General features: G+C 68.2%; 15 protein-coding genes and 1 pseudogene. 11 read left to right on the forward strand and 5 right to left on the reverse strand.

Going from position 1 to position 19,058, the window contains the following annotated elements; all coding sequences use genetic code 11:
• The 3 genes and pseudogenes from VGS97_RS09455 to VGS97_RS09465 form a co-directional block, all read left to right on the forward strand.
• A pseudogene (locus VGS97_RS09455) lies at positions 1-487 on the forward strand (hypothetical protein); the annotation flags it as partial.
• Positions 484-1,446, forward strand: coding sequence for an enediyne biosynthesis protein UnbU (locus VGS97_RS09460; protein ID WP_326852937.1), 963 nt, complete (start codon positions 484-486; stop codon positions 1,444-1,446). The pseudogene VGS97_RS09455 and the gene VGS97_RS09460, both read left to right, overlap by 4 nt.
• Before the next feature lie 206 nt (positions 1,447-1,652).
• Positions 1,653-3,890, forward strand: a complete 2,238-nt coding sequence (locus tag VGS97_RS09465) for an SdrD B-like domain-containing protein (protein WP_326852938.1) — start codon at positions 1,653-1,655, stop codon at positions 3,888-3,890.
• A 90-nt stretch (positions 3,891-3,980) separates the two neighbouring features.
• On the opposite strand, the gene VGS97_RS09470 is transcribed toward VGS97_RS09465, so the two are convergent.
• A complete protein-coding gene (locus VGS97_RS09470) occupies positions 3,981-4,550 on the reverse strand; it encodes a hypothetical protein (protein ID WP_326852939.1) in 570 nt (189 codons plus the stop codon).
• Positions 4,551-5,068: 518 nt separating this feature from the next.
• On the opposite strand from VGS97_RS09470, the gene VGS97_RS09475 reads away from it, so the two are divergent.
• Complete coding sequence (locus VGS97_RS09475) at positions 5,069-5,827, forward strand: choice-of-anchor P family protein (RefSeq protein WP_326852940.1); 759 nt, start codon at positions 5,069-5,071, stop codon at positions 5,825-5,827.
• Between the two features lie 188 nt (positions 5,828-6,015).
• On the forward strand, positions 6,016-7,080 hold the full coding sequence (locus VGS97_RS09480; protein ID WP_326852941.1) for a cobalamin-independent methionine synthase II family protein: 1,065 nt from the start codon (positions 6,016-6,018) through the stop codon (positions 7,078-7,080).
• A gap of 172 nt (positions 7,081-7,252) precedes the next feature.
• Here VGS97_RS09480 and wecB read toward each other — a convergent pair whose 3' ends face one another.
• A complete protein-coding gene (gene wecB, locus VGS97_RS09485) occupies positions 7,253-8,377 on the reverse strand; it encodes a non-hydrolyzing UDP-N-acetylglucosamine 2-epimerase (RefSeq protein ID WP_326852942.1) in 1,125 nt (374 codons plus the stop codon).
• A gap of 365 nt (positions 8,378-8,742) precedes the next feature.
• On the opposite strand from wecB, the gene VGS97_RS09490 reads away from it, so the two are divergent.
• The 6 genes from VGS97_RS09490 to VGS97_RS09515 all read left to right on the forward strand — a co-directional run bounded on the left by VGS97_RS09490 (position 8,743) and on the right by VGS97_RS09515 (position 14,710).
• Complete coding sequence (locus tag VGS97_RS09490) at positions 8,743-8,901, forward strand: hypothetical protein (RefSeq protein WP_326852943.1); 159 nt, start codon at positions 8,743-8,745, stop codon at positions 8,899-8,901.
• A complete protein-coding gene (locus VGS97_RS09495) occupies positions 8,898-9,497 on the forward strand; it encodes an archaeosortase/exosortase family protein (protein ID WP_326852944.1) in 600 nt (199 codons plus the stop codon). Before VGS97_RS09490 ends, VGS97_RS09495 begins: the two co-directional genes overlap by 4 nt.
• A 28-nt stretch (positions 9,498-9,525) precedes the next feature.
• A complete protein-coding gene (locus VGS97_RS09500) occupies positions 9,526-10,905 on the forward strand; it encodes a glycosyltransferase family 2 protein (protein ID WP_326852945.1) in 1,380 nt (459 codons plus the stop codon).
• A gap of 137 nt (positions 10,906-11,042) precedes the next feature.
• Positions 11,043-11,897, forward strand: a complete 855-nt coding sequence (locus tag VGS97_RS09505) for a septum formation family protein (RefSeq protein WP_326852946.1) — start codon at positions 11,043-11,045, stop codon at positions 11,895-11,897.
• A gap of 30 nt (positions 11,898-11,927) precedes the next feature.
• On the forward strand, positions 11,928-13,781 hold the full coding sequence (locus VGS97_RS09510; protein ID WP_326852947.1) for a hypothetical protein: 1,854 nt from the start codon (positions 11,928-11,930) through the stop codon (positions 13,779-13,781).
• A gap of 158 nt (positions 13,782-13,939) precedes the next feature.
• Entirely contained in the window at positions 13,940-14,710 is a 771-nt protein-coding gene (locus tag VGS97_RS09515) for a choice-of-anchor P family protein (protein WP_326852948.1), read from the forward strand.
• 294 nt (positions 14,711-15,004) lie between these two features.
• On the opposite strand, the gene VGS97_RS09520 is transcribed toward VGS97_RS09515, so the two are convergent.
• From VGS97_RS09520 to VGS97_RS09530, 3 genes are read right to left on the reverse strand one after another with little or no spacing between them, the layout of a single operon-like run.
• Positions 15,005-15,865 carry a protein phosphatase 2C domain-containing protein gene (locus VGS97_RS09520; protein ID WP_326852949.1) on the reverse strand — a complete coding sequence of 287 codons (861 nt, stop codon included), beginning with the start codon at positions 15,863-15,865 and terminating at the stop codon, positions 15,005-15,007.
• Entirely contained in the window at positions 15,859-16,569 is a 711-nt protein-coding gene (locus tag VGS97_RS09525) for a vWA domain-containing protein (protein ID WP_326852951.1), read from the reverse strand. The genes VGS97_RS09520 and VGS97_RS09525 overlap by 7 nt, the downstream gene beginning before the upstream one ends.
• A gap of 53 nt (positions 16,570-16,622) precedes the next feature.
• A complete protein-coding gene (locus VGS97_RS09530) occupies positions 16,623-18,851 on the reverse strand; it encodes a hypothetical protein (protein WP_326852952.1) in 2,229 nt (742 codons plus the stop codon).
• Between the last annotated feature and the right edge of the window lie 207 nt (positions 18,852-19,058).

The raw sequence follows: 19,058 nt of genomic DNA on the forward strand, positions 1-19,058 counted from the left end.
CGGTGCGACGGCCGATCTCACCCTGCCGGACGGTACCCACCGGGCCGAACAGGTGTATCCGGACAACGGCAACGGGGGATTCTCCTCGCCAGATCTGCACTTCGGCCTCGGCGCTGTGCCTTATGCCAACGCGTCCCATGCTGACGTGTCCCATGCCAACGCGCCCTATGCCACCGTGCACGATGCCGAGTTGCCTGTTTCGCTGACCTGGCGTGACCGCTGCGGTATCCGCCACGTGGCGTCCGTCGAACTCGGCGCCGGAGAACACGACGTCCTTCTGCAACCCGACGGCACTGTCATCGCTGCGGCGTCCATGAACACAGCCTCAGTGCCCGACAACTCTCCGTCCGTCAGGGCAGCGCCGGTCAGCACGGTGTCCGTCAGTACGGCGTCTGTCAACGCAGCGCCCGACAACACGTTGTTCATCAACACGTTGTTCATCAACACGTCGTCCGTCAACACGTTGCCCGTCAACACCGTGCCATGAGCAGGGCACGCGACCCTCGAAGCGCCGCGCTGCGGAGGTTCGGGGCATCGATCACCATCGTGACGGTCCTCGGCCACACTGTGCTCGGCTTCGAGCAGTCGTATGCCGCCCCGATCCTCGCGGTACTCGTCGCTTACACGGCCGAGTTCACGTTCGAGAGCACCGAAGCATGGGCGTCGCGGCGGCGTCCGCGCTACCTCGGCTCGGTCGGCCGCCTGCTCGACTTCTTCCTGCCGGCCCACATCTCCGGCCTTGCCTGCGCGATGCTTCTTTACGCGGGAGCCAGGCTGATGCCCGTCGTGTCGGCCGCTGTGCTCGCCACCGCGAGCAAGTACGTCGTGCGGCTTCCGGTCGGCGGCAGGCTCAGGCACGTGCTGAACCCTTCGAACACGGGCATCGTCATGGTGCTCCTGCTGTTCCCCTGGGCCGGGGTGGCCGCTCAGTACCAGTTCACAGAGTGGGTGCCGGGCTGGTGGCGTGCCGTGGTGCCGCTGGTCGTGCTGGTCGCGGGTACGCTGCTCAACGCCAAACTCACCCGAAAGACGCCGCTGATCATGGCCTGGCTGGCCGGGTTCGCCCTGCAAGCGGCCGTGCGAGCGGTGCTGACGGATGTCGCGCTTCCCAGTGCTCTGCTGGTGATGACCGGCGCGGCGTTCGTGCTGTTCACGAACTACATGATCACGGATCCCGGGACGACGCCGGTCCGGCCGCGCAACCAAGTGGTGTACGGTCTGGCGGCGGCGGTGGTGTACGGGTTGCTGGTCGGTCTGCACCTCGGTTTCGCCTTGTTCTTCGCCCTGGCGATCGTCGGTGTGGGGCGGGGTTTGATTCTGGCGGCGCTCGCGCTGCGATCCGTGCTGTCCGCCGGTACGGCTGCGACCGCGCGGCCGGTGCTTGTGCCGGTTGGTTCGTCGGCGGCGGGTCCGACTTCCGATGGCGGACAAGGCATTATGCGGTAATTCGTACCTATAAACACTACCTCACCCGTTTGGCCCCATGCCTCGTAACTGGCTCAAGAGGCTGCCGTTGAACGTGCGTCTCAATCAGTAAGCCGCGGTAAGCCGTGGATTCGGATCGATTGTGCAGCGACGCGTATGCAGCAGCGTGTGCCGTGCATGCCCGATGGAACCCCGCTCGGCTATTGCACCAGCGTGATGGAGAGAAAATGACACGTATTCCGCAGCATCGCGGCCGCGCCGGACGCGGCCGACCGGCTCTGCCCACCTCCGGGCCCTTCCAGAGCGGTGTGGCCTGGAAGCGGTCGGCGCAGGCAGCCGTCGTCTCCGGCATCGCGCTGAGCGCCGGCCTCGCCAACGCCGCCAACGCCACGGCCGCCTCCCTGCTGCCGACCGCCGGCGGAACCACCCCCAGCACGACTTCGAGTTCGATGACCCCGGCTTCGTCGGGATCCTCCAGTTCCTCGCCGCTCGGCAGCCTGCCGCTGGTCGGTGGCGGAAGCTCGCCGCTCAGCAGTCTGCCGCTGGTCGGTGGTGGCGGTGGAAGCTCGCCCCTTGGCGGTCTGCCGATCAGCGGAATTCTCGGCCCCGCGTCGTCGACTCCGGACGACCCCGACGTCGTCGGCGTCGAGGATCACCCGGCGCCTGGCACCATCAGCTCGTCGTCCAATGCCACGTACTCGTTCAACGGCGCCGACGGGCATGCGTCGCAGGAGCCCAGCCTCACCTGCAACGTGGAGGGTGGTACGTGTACCCACTTCCACGGCATCCACGAGCTCACCGGCGGACCCACCGGCGGCGACTACTACCGCATCGACGCGAACAGCATCGCCGTTGCCCCGTGCGCCCCGCAGACGGCGTGCTACGTGTGGGACTCCCCGCTGTTCACATACTCCACCCCCAACGCCAAGAACTGGCTGATCACCTTCCAGAAGCGCACCACCTTCCTGCTCGGCGGCGACGGGCACGCGGCGCTGTACGCCGAGATCGTCGACGACCACGGCAACGTGGTGACGACTGCGTATCACCCGGAGCTGCCGCTGCCGATGAACCGCTGGATCCCCGAGTCCGAGTCCTTCGATGGCACCAGGATGGTCCCGGGCAAGCAGTACCGGATCAGGATCGTCTTCTGCACCCTGCACGCCGAGTCCGCCATCAGCACGGGCCATATGGACATCGCGAGCCCGCAGATCAGCGTGAGCGACCAGCTCGGCCAGCCGCCAGTGGGCGCGTGCCGCGCCGGCACCGCACTCGACGCGCCCCCGGCGATGCAGCCGAGCGCGAACATGGACTTGTGCCCGACCACCTACGCGGTCGGCCAGACGCTCAAGCCGCTGACCAGCGCGGTGCTGAACATCCTCCAGAGCGACGGCATGGTAGCCATCCAGGACAAGCTCAGCGGCGCGTTCTTCGTGCTGCGGCTGGAGGGCCAGCAGCTGACCAGCTGGGCGGTCCCGCGAGAGGCGATTCCGTCGCTCTACCCGAGCGACCTCGTCTACTACGTGCAGGGCGGCGGCGCGGGCAACCTGGTCAACGGCGCGCTCGTGTCCGTCTTCCGTATCCCGCAGTCCGCCGTCAACGACCTGCTGGGCAACCCCAAGGGCCTGATGGCCACGGTCACCGACGTCGTGCAGGGCAAGCTCGGCGACCTGCCCGATCTGCTGAACCCGAACCGCCTGCTCGATGTCGCGGTGGGCGAGTCCCTCACCAAGTTCCTCGGCCTGGTCAACGAGGTCCTCCAGCCGCTGACGTCGAACGCGGTGCCGCCCACCGCGCTGGCCGGGACGGTCTGGTGTGACAACGACCAGGACGGCATCTTCGACGTGGGCGAGGCCCCCGTCACCGGGCTGACCGTTCGTCTGCTCGACACGTCCGGCGCGACGATCGCCGAGACCAAGACCGACGCCACCGGCCACTTCCAGTTCGACAAGCTGCTGGAAAACGCGGCGCCGACGTTCTACTACCTCCAGTTCGACCGTTCGTCGCTGCCCGCGGGAACGCAGTTCACGGTCAGGTACGCGCCGGGCTCGACGCACGCGAACGACTCAAGTGCCGATCAGAACGGCTTGACGCAGCCGATTCAGACGTGGCGCCAGAACTCGGACGCCACTTGGAACGCCGGCGTCGTCTGCAACCCGAGCGCGCCGGGCATCCCGTGCCCGCCTCCGGGCGGCCAGGTCTGCCCGTCCTGCGGTGCGAGCTCCAGCACCTCCACCACCACGTCCGCGAGCACGACCACGTCGACGCCGGCGGCGAGCACCTCCACGACGACGTCCTCCTCGACATCGAGCTCCGGCAGCCCCGATCTGCTGGGCGGCCTGCTTTCGTCCCTTTCGGGTGGTTCGAGCGGCTCAAGTAGTTCGAGTAGCCCGAGCGGCTCAAGCAGCCCGAGCGGTTCGAGTTCGCCGCTGAGCTCCGTCACCGGAATCCTGGGCACCGGGCTCTGAGCGTCGCCTGACCCCAGGACTGAAAAGTAGTGTTCTGGCCCTGACGCATCGAGCGTCAGGGCCAGAACACTGTTTGCAGGCCTGCGGCGGTTAGTGGCCGCCGCCCAAGCCCAGACCGCCGAGACCGCCGGTCAGACCGCCGAGGCTGCCGACCAGGCCACCAACGACGCCGCTGAGCGCGCCGGTAACCGCGCCTACCAGGCCGACAACCGTCCCCACCACGCCGCCGACAGTGCCAAGCAGGCCGCCGACCGTACCCACCACGCCGTTGACCACGCCGGTCACGCTGTTGACCAGGCCGCTGGTCAGGCCACCGACGCCACCCGATCCGCCGGTTCCACCGGTTCCGCCGAGCAGTCCGCCGCCCGAGCTGCTGCTCTGCGAGGGCGAGGGCGATGCGGACGGCGACGATGACGGCGATGACGGCGATGTCGACGGTGACGGCGATGTGGACGGTGACGCGGCCGGCATCGGCATCGAGTCCCGCACTGCGTGGTGCGCACCGGGCGCGTTCGTCGTGGACGAGGCCCGGTGGGCGTTGTCCGGAGCCGAATTCGCGTTGGCGACGGATGCGAACGCCGTGCCGGCGAGAGCGGTCGTGCCGGCGAGCGCGCCCGCTGCGACCAGCGCGGCGGCTCGCCGTGCTATGAGACCAGCCATGATGTGAATCCTCCTGAAATCTCACTGCCGCGCCGTGCACTCTGCGGCGCGGCGCGGCAACTGTCGGTCGCGATCATGGATTCCATCGCCGCGCGGTATGACAAACTGCCGAACCCTCTGTCGGGCTAGCTCCATGTGCACCTATTGATGATTGGCCGACCTTCGTTCCCGAGTCGCCTGCCAGCGCGGATACGGTCGAGAACTTTTCTTTTCGTATGATGATATTTATACATTGATGTTTAGCTGAGATGGATGTCGGGTACCGCGGCGCCTGGCGCTGTCTGTGCAGCTGTCTGTGCAGCTGTCTGTGCAGCTGGCTACGCGTCTGACGGTGTGTCTGACGGTGTGTCTGGCGGTGTGTCTGGCGGTGCGTCGGGGCCGGAATAAGCCATCCGATTGATTTTCCGGTACCAATATTCGCTGCTCCAGGCGAGTCTCGCGCGGCGCGATGGCGGATGTCCGCGATGGTTCATTGCCAGCAGGCCTTTGTCACGAACTAGAGGAAGGGCACAGCCCGGATGAACTCACGCGCATTCCGCCGGCTCGCGGCCAGCGCAGCGGCTCTTGGAGGCCTGCTGCTCACGGCCACCCCCGCGCACGCTGCGCTCATGTCGCCGCAGGCCGACGCATACGCCCTGAGCGTGAACGCTTTGGGCTCCAATCTGGTCGCTCCGACGCCGAGATCGATGTTCCCGAACGGCGGAACGGCCTCGCTGCTCGACCTGAATGCCGGAATCGCCGAAGCCAGCGCGCTGAACGCGACGACCGCCGGCGATCCGACCGCGGGGACCTCCTCGGCCTCGTCGTCGGTGGCCAAGGTGTCCGTCAACCTCGGCCCGACCGCGTCGCTCGACCTCAGCGCCGTCGACGCCACGTGCACGGCGACGCCGGACGGCGCCACGGGTTCGAGCGACATCGCGACCGCCGTCGTCAACTCGCTGCTCTCGGGCCTGGTCCCGCCGGCGAACATCCCGGTGAACGCGTCGCCGAACACCGCGATCGAACTGCCGGGGCTTGCGAAGGTCGTGCTCAACGAGCAGTCCACTGACGCGGACGGCGTGCTGACCGTCAACGCGGTCCACATCACCCTGCTCAGCGGAAAGCTGGCGGACATCGTCATCGCCCACACCCAGTGCGGTGGCGCGCCACCCATCCAGGCCGTCCCGATGATCAGCCCCTCCGTCGGGACCGGCGCGGGTGCCGCAGCGCTGGCCACCACAGGCGGTGTGGTGTACCTGCGTCGTCGGCGCAGCAACGCTCAGCTCAGCGTCGGCTGATCGGCCCGATCACGGGTGACGGTGCCCGAAACCGCGGTGGCGGTTTCGGGCACCGTCTTTCTCTGCGAGAGCGCGCGTCTCAGGACTTTGTGATCGTGGCCCACGTGCGTCAGGGCCCGTCGTCACCGTGACGGCAGTCGGGCACGGGACGTAATCTGTGTACTTCGTCGTGTGACTAAACTTGTGCCGTGTCCATCCCCACCGAGCCGATCGGCAGCATTCCCCGCCCTGATGAGCTTCTCAAGGCGATGTCGGCGTACCGGGAGGGAAATCTTTCGCACGCCGATCTCGTCGTCGTCCAGGATCGGGCTGTGTGCGACACGGTCCGCGAGTTCCAGGCCGTCGGATCGCCAGTGGTCACAGACGGCGAGCAGGCCAAGCCGAGTTTCGCGACCTATCCGATCGCGGGACTGCGGAATCTGTCCCCTGACGGCGTCGTCATCCCCTACGCGGACGGGCACCATCGTCAACTGCCTTACCTGACGGCGGGTCCGTTCCGTTATCGGACCTTCGCCTACACCTATCTGCGTGCGGCGAAGCGAGAAGCCCGCGTCCCGGTGAAGCAGGCGGTCGTCGCGCCCTCCGCGCTGAGCCTGCTTTACCCGCCCGGCGGCATCGAGGGCTATCCACGTGACAGGTTTCTGCGAGACCTCGCGGCGCAAGCCGAGTCGGACATCCGCGGGTGTCTGGCCGCCGGTGCGTCGATCGTGCAACTCGACTTCACCGAAGCCCGCCTCGCTCTCAAGCTCGACCCGAGCGGCGGGATGCTGCGGGATTTCGTCGCTCTCAACAACCGCGTGCTTGAGCGCTTCAGCGACGTCGAACGCGCCCGGATCGGCGTGCACACGTGCCCCGGGGGCGACCACGGTGCCCCGCACAGTCTCGACGTGGATTACAGCGCGCTGCTTCCCCACCTCTTCGGGCTGCGAGTGGGCAGGTTCTACTTCCAGTTGGCCAGCGAGGCGCAGCCTGATCGCGTTCTCGACGCGATCGCCGCGCAATTGCCGCCGGGAGCGAAGGTTTTCGTCGGCGTGACGGATCCCAACGACCTGCGAGTGGAGGCACCCGAAGAGGTCTGCGATCGCGTCCTGCGCGCCACGTCCCGCATTCCGGCCGGCCGCATCGGAACATGCGACGACTGCGGATTCGCGCCGTTCGCCGACGATGTCTCGATGACGCGTGAAATCGCGTTCGCCAAAATCCGGGCCCGAGTGGAGGGCACCGCCCTCGCCGCGAAGGAATTGGGAATCTGACGCCGCCGCCACCGACGCTTGGACCTGATGACGCCGACGGCGTTTCACTCCGACGATATCACCCCTCTTCGAGCTTGACCGTGGTCGGCGGCGCGGGGTTGGCCGACGCGCAGCGGCGGACGAGCCTACAGCCGCACGCAAAGCCACGGCTAAGCTCGAAGAGCCGACGACATCACCGGGTGAACTGCGAGAGGATCGCGACGATGCGCTGGCTGGCCAGCCCGTCGCCGTAAGGGCTCGGCGTGGCGGCCAGCCGGGCGTGCAGGCCCGTGTCCGCAAGCAGCCGGGAGGCTGCCCGTGAAATGGCCGGGCCCGGTTGGACGCGCTCGGCGAATCCGGCCTCGACGGCCTCAGGCCGCTCGGTCGAGTTGCGCACCACGATGAGCGGCTTCTTCAGCACCGTGCACTCCTCCTGGATTCCGCCGGAGTCGGAGATCAGCAGCATGGCGCCCTGGGCGAGCGCGAGGAAGTCGCGGTAGCCGACCGGCTCGACCGGACCGAGCCGGTCCAGTGCCGCGGACAGTCCGTGCCGCGTCGCGGCGGCGCGCGTGCGAGGGTGGGTCGAGAAGACGACCGGCACGGGAAGCTTGGCCAACTCGGTGAGGATCGCGTCGAGGCGCCGCGGGTCGTCGGTGTTCTCGGGCCGGTGGATGGTCGCCAAGGCGTAGTGCCCTGCCTGCACGCCGTGAGCCGACAGCACGGCCTCGGTGTCTTGCGGCCCCGGAAGACATTCCAGCGTCGCCTCCACGACGGTGTTGCCGGTGACGGTCACACGGCGCGGGTCCACTCCGGCCAGGCGAAGGTTGGCGGCCGACTCCTCGGTCGGCGCGCAGTGGTGATCGGCCACGACGCCGATCAGTATGCGATTGATCTCCTCGGGCATGGCGCGGTCGTTCGAGCGGAGGCCCGCCTCCACGTGGACGACGGGGATCCCGGCGAAATGAGCCGCCTGCGCGGCGGCGGCCGCGGTGTTCGTGTCTCCCTGGACGACGACGGCGTCAGGGCGGCGCTCGGCGAAATGGCGTCCCAGTTCCCCGGTGATCAGGCTGAACTGCTGTGCCCGGGACGCCCCGCCGACGCCGTCGAGGCATAGCTGAGGCGGTGTTAGGCCGAAAGTGGCGAAGAAGGCCGCCGAGAGGTTGTCGTCGAAGTGCTGCCCGGTGTGGATCAGGTACGCACGTTCGCCGAGCAGTTTCGAGAGCACGGCCAGCTTGATGATTTCGGGCCTCGTGCCGACGACGAGTGCGATCTTCGGATTTACCGACTGAGCTGCGGCAGGCGCGGAGGAGATGCGCACGGAATCGCTCCCTAAGCGAAATAGGGCTCTTCGAAGTCGACCGGGGCTTCTTGCGGCGGCCGTAGGCTCGTCCGCTGCTGCGCGTCGGCCGACCCTGCGCCGCCGGCCCCGGTCGACTTCGAAGAGCGGCGAATGGCGGCCAAGTTCGAAGAGCCACTGCGGATCGTTCACGGCTGTCGGCCGGGCGTGGGGGAAGCCCGGCGAGACTCCTGAGAAAATCAGCCGTTTGGCGGATCTGATACTCCGCATAACGCGTGACAAATATTCGCCGGTTGCCGGTGTTGGCGTGTCGTGTGTCCGCTCAACTCCCGATCGAATAGATTCCACGCCGACCAGTCAGCACTCATTGATGGGAGAACGAGCGCATGTACCGGAGTCTGGGAAATGCGGGCGGCGCGGGCGGGGCGCTCGCCGTGACCGGGGCGCCCAACGTCGCGGTCTTCCTGGCCGTCGCCCTGGCCCTCGTGGTCACCGGCGCCTGCCTTCTGCGCAACGCCACGGTGTTGCAGCGGCCCGGGCGGTGAGCATTCCACAGGAGTCCGGCGAGGCGGCAGTGGACGCCGCTTCGCCTGCACGTCCCGGGGGCGTGCGCCGCCTCACCCGCTACGCCGCCGCCTTCGGCGGAGTCGCCGCCGCGATCACGCTGCTGCTCAGCGAGCACTGGTATCGCGGCGTCGAGGCGGTGGTCACCGGGGACACCGTGTCCAAATGGCTCGGCTTCCCGGTGATCGTCTCCCGCGCGCAGCAGACCATGTTCTTCGCGTTCCGCGGCACGGGTCCGTCGCACATGCTGGGCCTCCAGATCACCCTGGGGTGCAGCAGCGTACTGCTGCTCGCGCCGATCCTCCTGCTCACCGGGGTGCTGCTGTCCCTGCGTAACGTCTCGCCGCTGCGGGTCCTGTTCGCGGCGGCGATCGCGGGCTCGCTCGTCGTCTTCATCAACGTGGTGCGTCTCGTGATGATCGCCGCGATGGTCGACTGGTGGGGCGTGGCGGCGGGTTTCGGCTGGGGGCACACGCTGTTCGGCTCGGTGCTCATGCTGCTCGGTCTGGCAGCCGCGCTGGGTTCATTCGTGCTCGTGCTCGGATATCGCGGCCGCGGCCGTGTCCGGGCCACATGACGAACGAAAGCAACGGGGTTCCGGATCCATGGATCTGCTTGAGATCTGCGTCATCCTCTCACTGGTTTTCGGTTTCGGCTTCTTGGCGTACGTCGTGGCGCTGGTCACGGCTTTCCTGCGGCACCGCCCCGGCGTTCCCGGCGATCCGGCCGACTTCGACTGGCACCTGCTCATTCCGTGCCGGGACGAGGCGACCGTCATCGGCGGCACGATCGACTATCTGCGCAATGCATTTCCGGCTGCGCACCTGTGGGTGATCGACGACGCTTCCGTGGACAGCACGGCACTGATCGTGGAGAGCGCCACAGAACGCGACGACCGCATGCATCTGGTACGCCGCGTCCTGCCCGAGGCGCGGACAGGGAAAGGCGATGCGCTCAACGCCGCGTACGGCGCGATCTGCGCGAGCCTGTCGGCCGAGGCGGAACGCGAGCGCGTCGTGCTGTGCGTAGTCGACGCGGACGGGCGGCCCTCGGCCAACCTGCTCGGGGTCTGCGCGGGCAGTGACGTCTTCGGCGATCCGCACATCGGGGCCGTTCAGGTGGAAGTGCGCATGTCGAACCGCGACCATCGCAATCCGCTGCCCGGCCGCGGGCCGGTGGCGAACTCGTTCGCGATGCTGCTGGCCCGGCTCCAGGACGTCGAGTTCCGCGGTCCGATCTCGGCGATGCAGATGCTGCGCAAGCGCACCGCCACGGTGAATCTCGGCGGCAACGGCCAGGCCGCACGCCTGGCGGCGCTCGACGACGTCGCCGCGGGCACCGGACGTCCCTGGGGCAACGCGCTGCTGGAGGACTACGAGATCGGGCTGCGCCTCATGCTCGCCGGCCACCGCATCGCGTACACCACCGACGCCTGGGTCGACCAGGAGGCGCTGTGGAGTCTTCGCAGCCTCCTGGTGCAGCGCACCCGGTGGTCTCAGGGTTCGATGCAGTGCCTCGGATATCTGCGGCGCGTGTGGGCGTCGCCGCGGTTCACCAACAGCGGCCTGCTCGAAGTCAGCTATTTCATGGCCCAGCCGTGGCTGCAAATGATCGGCACGATCGTGTACCCCGCGCCGATGTACGTGCTGCTGGCCAACGCCGCGCGTTACCCGCAGTTCACCGAGTCGTTCCTGCGCGAGGGCGGCGCGGCGATGCTGCTCCTCTACCTGCTCATCGGGGTCGGCGAGTTCGCCGTGTGGGCCTGGCTCTACCGGCGCCGGTGCGCGCCCGGCATCAGCCGGCGCCACACCGTGGCCATCGGTGCCGGGCTGATCGTGTACGCGTGGCTGAGCTACGTGATCGCGTGGCGTGCGTTCGCCCGCTTGGCAACCCGCCGCTCCTCCTGGCCCAAGACCCGCCGCAACGCGGAGATGGCCGCCCCGGCCGCTCCGGCGAAGGCAGTCCCCGAAATGGCGGTGCGCTGATGTCGTCAGGACGCTGTATGCCAAAGCGCTGCGTTTCTGAGCACTGTGTTTCCGAGGACTGTGTATCAAGGCACTGCACGTCAAGACGTGGCGTGCCAAGACTCGGCGCGCCAAGACTCAGTGAGTCAAAACGCAGCATGCCAAGGTACTGCCGAGCGCTCGTCGCGGCTCTCGGCGTGCTGTCCCTGTCCGGGTGCGGCTCGCTGAATCTGGAGCACGTGGGCATGGGCGTCGGCTCGTACAAGACGACCTGGACCGTCGGATCCTGCCACCGCCTCGACCAGTTCGTGGAGACCGATCCGATGTACGCCTCGGACACCTCCCCGCCCGTGCCGTGCGGCGAGCCGCATCAGAGCGAGACGTACGCGGACGTCGCGATCACCGGCGCGGTCGCCCGCCAGGGCGAGCGGCCGAGCCCGTTGTGGCTCGAATCGTCGCTGCGCGGCGCGTGCTCCGCGGCGAGGATGGCCGACTTCCTCGGCGCCGAGCCCCCGGACATCACCCGCGACATCATCGTGTTGCAGATCATTCCGAGCGTGCCGGAATGGCGGGCCGGGGTCAGGCGGGTGCGGTGCGACGCGCTGATCGGGCCGCGCACCATGGAAACGCTCGCGACGATCTCCCGGTCGCTGCGCGACATCGTGCGTTCGCCGGCCGCGCGTTTCCGCCAGTGCCGGCTCGGCTACACCGAAGTTCCCTGCGACGGCCTGCACACGGCGGAACTCGTGTATCCCGCCGTCAAATTCTCCGCCGTGGAACTGACCCGCGACGGCAATTACCTGCTGGGCAAGGTGAAGAACGTCTGCCGGCAGGAAGCCGCCGCGTACGTCGGCGCGCCGCTCGACCGGCGCCCGGATCTCATCCTCGAACCGGAGTTGCCCGGGGACTACCCGCACCGCGACAGCACCACCGGTTACTGCTGGGTGGCGCAGACGAACGGACGGCCCGTCACCGGAAGTGTGCGGCGCACCGGGACAAGGGGTGCGGCGTGAACAGGGACGCACCGTGAACAGGAAAGCAGCGTGAACGGGAAAAGCGTGCAGATCTACGCCGGCCGGGCGCGGGAGTTCGCCTGGAAACTGACCCCGCGGCGCGTGCGCCCGCTCCTGCGCGGCGCGCTGACGCTGGCCCGCAGCGAGCCGGCCGTCAGCACCGGCGTGGCCTGGGGACTGATCATGCTGGCCCGGCTGTTCCTGGGCGGCGCGGTCGGGATGGCGGACAACTTCGACGGCCATCGCCTCATGTGCCAACTCGGTGTCGCGCCGCATCCGATTCCGGCGAGCCAACCGCTGTGGGCGTATCTGACGCCGCGTTACGACAGCTACACGTGGTACGGCGAATCGTGCAGCGCGGGAGGCAGCGGGCAGCCGTATCTGTCCACCGAGTACTTCCCGCTGCTGCTGGCCAAGCTGCTCACCGGGTTCTTCGGCCTGCCCGGAGCCCTGGACCTGCGGATGCTGGGCATCATCTTCGCGCTCTGCGTCGCCGCCGCGATCGGCTGGACGGTGAGCGAACTGCCGGGCCCGATGTGGGCCAGGGTCCTGATCGCCTCCGGGATCGGCCTCGCCGTCGCCGACAGCGCCGTCGCCCCGTACTTCATCTCCCCGTTCAGCGAGCCCGCCGCGGTGCTCGGCATGCTGCTGCTGATCCCGGCGCTGCTGCGCCTGCTCGGCCGCGAGCGGGTCCGCGTGCGCGATCTCGTCCTGGTCGCGGCCGTCGCCGCATGGACCATCGGCGCGAAGACCCAGATGGCGAGCCTGCTGCTGGTCGTCGTGCCGGTCCTGCTGCTGCGGCCGTCCAGGCGCCTGATCAGGCATCGTGGAGTCTCACGAGCACGACGCATCCCCGGCCGGATCGCAGTGCGCATCCCGGCTTCGCCGCTACCGCACATCCCGACACTCCAACTCCGACGCCGACTCCGACGCCGACTTCGACCGGGGCTGCCGCTGTCACTGCGGCTGTGGCTGCCGCGGCGATTGCCCGGGAACCGGATCGCGCGCCGCGAAGCCGAGCGGGCGCGCCGGTTCCTGCGGTGGGCCGCGGTGCGCACTCCGGCGTTGGTGATCTGCGTGCTGCTCGTCGGCGGGACCGTGGAGTTCCAGCGGCACCAGCCTCGTTGGCTCAACGAGATCACCCGCTACGACGACGTGTTCACGAGCATCCTGGGACACAGCCCGAACGTGCAGGGTGACCTGCGCGCCCTCCACCTGCCCGCCGACTTCGCCCCGGCCGCGGGCTCGTCGATCGTCGCCGACAATTCGGCCGCGACGCTGCCGGACTATCCGCGATTCGTGCACCGGGCGACGTTCGGCGACATCCTGGCCTTCTACGCGACGCACCCGTTGCGGCTGTTCGGCGTCGCCGATCGCGGTCTGGCCGGCGTCGCGGCGACCCGTCCGTCCTATCTCGGCAACTACCAGGCGAGCAGCGATGCCGCTCCGTACGAGCAGGACTGCCGGCTGTGCATCGCCTCGGCGGCGTTCACGCTCACCGAACCGTTCCGCTGGGTGGTGATCCCGGGTCTGTGGATCGGGGCGGCCATCGGCGGCGTCCGGCTGGCGCGTAGGCGGTCGGCTCCCGCCAGGGCGCGCGGAGTCGGCGTGCTGCTTGCGAGTGTCGGCGTGGCGACGATCGCCCAGTTCTGGACGGTGATGCTCACCGAGGGCGACAGCGACCTTGAGAAACACATGCTCCCGGTGGTCCTCGGCACGATGCTGCTCGGACCGCTGGTGTTCGCGGCGTTCGCCGCCGCCGACCAGATCAGGCCCGCTTCGGCGCCGGACGCCGAGCACGACGTCCCACTGCCGCGTGGCACCGCGGATGAAGAAGCCGCGGACGCCCCCGCCGATCCCAGCATCGCCCTGGAACCGGCCTGAAGGCGGCCCGCTGCAAATGCACTGAGCCGCGTGGATGATTTTCGGCCGCGAGCATTCGCAACACGCTGTCACCAGCTTGCTTCGCCGGGCCGGGGCGGGAATCGTCTCATATGCCAGCTACTTGACAGATATCCCCCGAGTAGAAAGTGCGCCCTCTGATGAGATCACGCAGGTACTATCGCCTCGCCGTGGGCACGGTGGCCCTCGGCGCCCTGGTGGGCGCCGCGGCTCCGGCCTACGCGACGCTGACCATGCAGCATCACCAAACCCGCGCCGCGACCTCGCCGACCTCCATGGCTTACGTCGTGGCCGAATGCGGGCACTGCGGCTTCATCGTCACGCCGACGCCGCAGTCGACGTTCCCGTCCGGCGGTACGAACACCCAGGTCGGGATCAACAGCGGGGCGTTCTCCACGAACTCCACCCTGACCGCGACCACCGCCGGCAGCCCGACCGACGGGACCGCGTCCGCGTCGGCCACGGTGGACAACCTGACAGTCACACTCAATCCCGGCACGATCACCCTCAACGGTGTCAGCGCCACCTGCTCCGCCGACCCGTCCGGCGCCACCGGCTCGGGCTCGATCACCAGCGGCACCGCGTCCGCCGGGGGCACCGACACCGCCCTGCCGGCCAACGCCGCGCCCAACACGACCGTGAACATCCCCGGCCTCGGCACGGCGGTGTTCAACGAGCAGTTCACCGATGCCGAAGGCGACCTGAACGTCAACGCCGTCCACATCACCGCGGTGAACGGCCAGGCGGTGAACCTGATCATCGGCCACGCCGAGTGCCAGGGCGCCCCGGCCACTCAGCCGGTCCCGATGATCAGCGCCCCGGTCGGCGGCGCCGCCACCGCGATGGCCGCGACCGGCGGCCTGGTCTTCCTGCGTCGCCGTAACCGCAAGAACGCCTTCGACGTCGTCTGAGTCTCCCCGGCGAGTCCCGGTTGAGGCGCCATGCTCGTGGCGCCTCAACCGGGACATTTGCATGGGACTCTTTGTGCGGGACTCTTCGCATACGTGTGTCGGTGCACGGGGGTGGCAACGCTCGCGCCACACACATGCAACGCGATGCCATGCCGGTGCCGTACGGTCGGCGGCGCGCGAAACGAATAATCAGGGTTCTGTTTTCTTCGCGCTGGCTGCGGGCGATCGTCGTTGGTACTGACGAAATCTGAGGTGTCTGGACTCTGATGTGTTCCGGTGATCCGGCCCTACTTCTCAAGCACGCCCGAGGGCCATCGGGTCGTAGAGTGCGCACAGTGTCGTATCGTCGCCTGAGTGGTTCGCCGCGCGCGCGAGCCAGGTCGGGAGGCTGTTCTCCACCGCTTCGTGATCGCCGCGTTCCAGTCGCTCGAACAGGCCGACACAGAAGCCGCGAAAGCCGTCGTGGTCCGCAAAGCTCTTCGACAGGCCGTCGGTGGACAGGCTGACCAGTGCGGGCCGCACGTTCGGCTGCCAGTGCACGCGGAAGCGGCTTGCCGCGTCCTTGTGGCACAGCGAGTCGGTCTCGTCGCCGAGGTCCGGGCCCTTCTGCGGGAGCAGTAGGCGCGGCTCACGCTTCGCGCCGACGAAGAACAGGTCGCCGTCACCGATCTGCCAGGCCGCGAACAGGTTCGGCGCGACCAACACCGCGATCAGGGTACTGCCGTACAGCAGAAAGGTACTTTCGCTCGTGGCCTTCTGCTCGCCCGCGGCATCAGGCAGCGCGCCGTCGGGCGGGTTGTTGGCCGCCTGCAACACCACGAACCGGCGCCAGCGCAGCGCCAGTTCCCTCGGGAACTCGTTCTTCGCCACCGACTCCGGCAACGACGCCGGATCGGTTCCGGCGAAGAAGTGGGCAGCAGTGTCCTGAAAGGCCCGTACCGCGTAGCGAGCGCCGAGATCGCTGCGCCGGTATTCCTTCGACCCGTGGCCGTCCGCGACGGCGAGCAGCGTCGCCTGGTCGCCGGGCTGGGCGAGCGAGAGCCGGGTGATCGCGAACCAGTCCTGGTTCTGCTGCTTGTTCGCCCCCATACAGGAACGGTTCAGTACGACGGGACGCGTGCCGGCCGTCGGCTTGGTGCCGACCTCATTCACCACGCGATGCTCGCTTCCTCGTCGTAGTCGTGGTCGTTCACGTAATCGTCGAGGCCGAACTCGTCTTCCAACGACGGGCGGTGCGCCGCGTCCACATCGGCTTCCAGAGGGTGCGCAGCATCATAAAGGGCGGCTGTGACCTCGTATCTTGCGTCCATGCTGCCGCATGAGTCCCGCTGGGGTGAGAATGCGCGCATCACCTGGTCCTGAGCGTCGTCTCCGATCCGCACGGCGAGCCGGACCGCCGACCGGCCCCGCGCGGTCGCGTCCAGGGCGCGCAGGCCGGCGCGCCAGTCGTCCGTCGGCTGACCGTCGGTTATCAGGACGATTACTGCGGCCGGCGAGCGCTGCGGCATGGACAGAACGGCCAAGCGGTCGGCGACTTCTCTGAACGCGGCACCCAGATCGGTGGCGTTCACCGGCGGCCCGGCCGACCACGAGTCGTTCCAGCCGAAGTCTTCCAGCGGCGTCGACTCGCAGAGCCAACGCACACCGGCGGAAACGCCGAGCACGCTCACCAGCGTCGGCCCGGCGTACGGCGGGGCTGCACCGGTGGCCGCGTCCTGCCGCGTCCCCGCGACGTACTCGCTCACGGCGAAGCGCGCCGCGAACTGCTTCCCGGCCTCGACCATCGAGGACGAGCGGTCCAGCAGCCAGACGAGGTGCAACGGCGGGATCTCGGCCGGGCCGTCCGTCTCCGTCTGCACGGGTTCCTCCTTGCGCTTCGACGGCCCGAACGCAGCTGACGGGCCACTCGCCTTCACGGCTTTCGATGGGTTTCATCCGGTCTCGCCGCGGCGCGGTTCTTTCCGCGCGTCGTCGCCCGGTCCTTTTTCCGCATCCGCTCAACCCAGTTCGACAGTTCGTGGCGTGTCGTCATCCAGTACGCGCTCGCGTCCGGAGCCTGCCTCCAGGCGGTGTCGGCGCGGTTGAGGACTTCGGAGTTCTGGGCCAGGGTTTCTATCGGACCGCCGGGATCGCACACTCGCTCTCGGTAATATCGCAGCAGCTTCTCGTCGTTGCAGACCGCGAGCGAGGACACGGCGCTGATCCACAGCTCCTCGGCGGGGGAGCGGAACAGGGCGTCGATCGTGCGGCCGATCCACCACCGTGTCACGGCCTCGGACCGCCGAACACCGTCGCCATCGCGCAGCGGCGCGATCATCTCGCCCAGCATCGCTCGCACTTGGTCGGCTGCCTGTTCCTCTCCGATCCGGGCGGCGACGGCAAGAACCGAGAGGGCCCCGTCCTGTAGCGGGCTGAGCCGGAATTCCAGCAGCCAGTCGGCCAAGCCGATCACGTCGTCGTTGACGGAGGGCGCCATGAGGACGGCCTCCGCGAGGCGTCGCAGCGTATCGTCGTCGGAGAGCCTGCGCCGATTCTTTCGGATGTCGGCCGTGATCTCCACGGCTGCATAGGCCGGGACGACTTTGGGCGGCGGCCAGTAAAGCGCCAGGACGGTCGCCAGCGTGGAGCCTTCGCGGTGGTCCGGATCCAGACGGGCCGCGCGCAGGATCCGCAGGATCGCGCGGGCGCTGGCAACCGGATCGAGGCCCGCGGCCCTGGACGGGCTGAGTGCGGACTCCGGGTCCGAGAGTTGCGCGCGGACAGCCTGGATCAGGAACCGCAGACGTCCGCAATCGTCAGGGATGCGGTCTCGCAGCGGACCTTTGGCCATGGCCTGGAATCCGAGCCCGGTCAGCATGCCGCGCGGCTCGAACTGGGCCAGGCGGTCCAGGTCCCGAAACGCCGCGGCCAGCAGCCGGTCGTCCTGTAGCGCGGCCAGCGCGGCTTCGCAGGCTGCGATGAAGTCGGTGTCTTTTCGCAGCCGTGCGCCGAGTATTTGGGCGACGTTGGTGGGGATTCGACCGATGTTCACGTCGGTGAACTGAGTCAAGACCTGTGCGACGTTCTTGGGTGCACTGCGCACAAGCGCATCGAACAGCGGCTGCGGGTCGGCGGACCGGATCGGCGGCAGCTGCCAGGATCCGGCCCTTGCGAGCGGATCGACGACCAGTGCTGCGAGGTGTCCTGCGGCGGCCGGTTCCCGTTCCTGGTGGTCTTTGCCCTCCTGGTGTCGCTCTTCCTGCTCGTCGTGTTCTTGGCGCGCTTGGTGCTGCTTCGGTGGCATGACCGTCGGCGGCTGCGTGCTCTTCGACTGTTCCGCGATGTCGGCGCGCGGAGGAACCCAGAGTTTTGTGGCCTCCTGCGGTGTCACGCCGTCCTTGAACCACTTGGCTGCGAGCTTCTGTGCCCATGGATCCGGTACCTCGGCCGCCGGGCTTTCCACGCCGGCGCCGAGCAGATTGTGGACGCGGTATTGGTGCCGCGCCTCTGCCTCGGTGAACGTCGTCGTCATCCGGGGCTGTGCGCCGACGATCTGCTGGAAGGCTGTATACGGGTCGGTGCAGCGAGTATTGAACGTCAGTCGCGTGGCCAACTCCGTGGGCAGCGACGCGCAGGCGATCCGGATGAGGCGGACGACGTCGTTCGAGTCGTGGGCGATCACCACGATCTGTCGGCCCGGCGTCGGCGCGAACAACGCTCGCACGTCGGCGAGGAAACGCTCCAGCCGTCCGTTCGCCGCCTGCTTCATCCCGCGGGCGTAGTCGATCAGCTCCTGCGGTTTCGGCTGCGGCCCGGACTGTGGCACGGACTGCGGCGTGGACTGCGGCGTGGACTGCGCCGCCTCGTCCCAGTGCTCCCAGGTCGGCGACCGCCACAGTTCCAGCGGCAGCAGACCATTGAGTTGCGCGACTCCGCGGTCCAGGTACAGCGCGTGCGCCGTCCGCCCGGTCACGTGGCTGATCAGGGCACTACCGTCCGGCAGCCGGCTGTACGACAGCGAGGCCTGGGATGCCGGCCAGTCGCCGTCCACATCGAACAGCGGCTCCACACGATCAAGCAGCTTCTTGTCGAGCTTCGACGGGCTATATGAACCCTTTGATGGGTGAATACCCGCGCTATAGCTCAGCCGGCTGATCGTCATGGACTGCCTCCTCGGGCGACCGGACGCGAAAGCCGGCGCCCACGAGCTGAGAGCTTCCATGGTACGGCGATGGCCTGCGAGGGTGCGCCGATTCGCACAAACGACCCCCATCAGAGTTCTGCGCACACCATAATGGAAGTGAATGCGGAGCACGACCGCGGCCGCGCTCTGTATTCGACATGCTGCATTCATTATCGCGAATTCCGC

The organism is Actinocrinis sp. (genome assembly GCF_035946395.1).
Lineage (GTDB): Bacteria > Actinomycetota > Actinomycetes > Streptomycetales > Catenulisporaceae > Actinocrinis.

Excerpts from the sequence above, each read along its gene's own strand:
- VGS97_RS09460 (WP_326852937.1), top strand. The coding sequence starts at position 484 with ATGAGCAGGGCACGCGACCCTCGAAGCGCCGCGCTGCGGAGGTTCGGG.
- VGS97_RS09465 (WP_326852938.1), top strand. The coding sequence starts at position 1,653 with ATGACACGTATTCCGCAGCATCGCGGCCGCGCCGGACGCGGCCGACCG.
- VGS97_RS09470 (WP_326852939.1), bottom strand. The coding sequence starts at position 4,550 with ATGGCTGGTCTCATAGCACGGCGAGCCGCCGCGCTGGTCGCAGCGGGC.
- VGS97_RS09475 (WP_326852940.1), top strand. The coding sequence starts at position 5,069 with ATGAACTCACGCGCATTCCGCCGGCTCGCGGCCAGCGCAGCGGCTCTT.
- VGS97_RS09490 (WP_326852943.1), top strand. The coding sequence starts at position 8,743 with ATGTACCGGAGTCTGGGAAATGCGGGCGGCGCGGGCGGGGCGCTCGCC.
- VGS97_RS09500 (WP_326852945.1), top strand. The coding sequence starts at position 9,526 with ATGGATCTGCTTGAGATCTGCGTCATCCTCTCACTGGTTTTCGGTTTC.
- VGS97_RS09505 (WP_326852946.1), top strand. The coding sequence starts at position 11,043 with ATGCCAAGGTACTGCCGAGCGCTCGTCGCGGCTCTCGGCGTGCTGTCC.
- VGS97_RS09515 (WP_326852948.1), top strand. The coding sequence starts at position 13,940 with ATGAGATCACGCAGGTACTATCGCCTCGCCGTGGGCACGGTGGCCCTC.
- VGS97_RS09530 (WP_326852952.1), bottom strand. The coding sequence starts at position 18,851 with ATGACGATCAGCCGGCTGAGCTATAGCGCGGGTATTCACCCATCAAAG.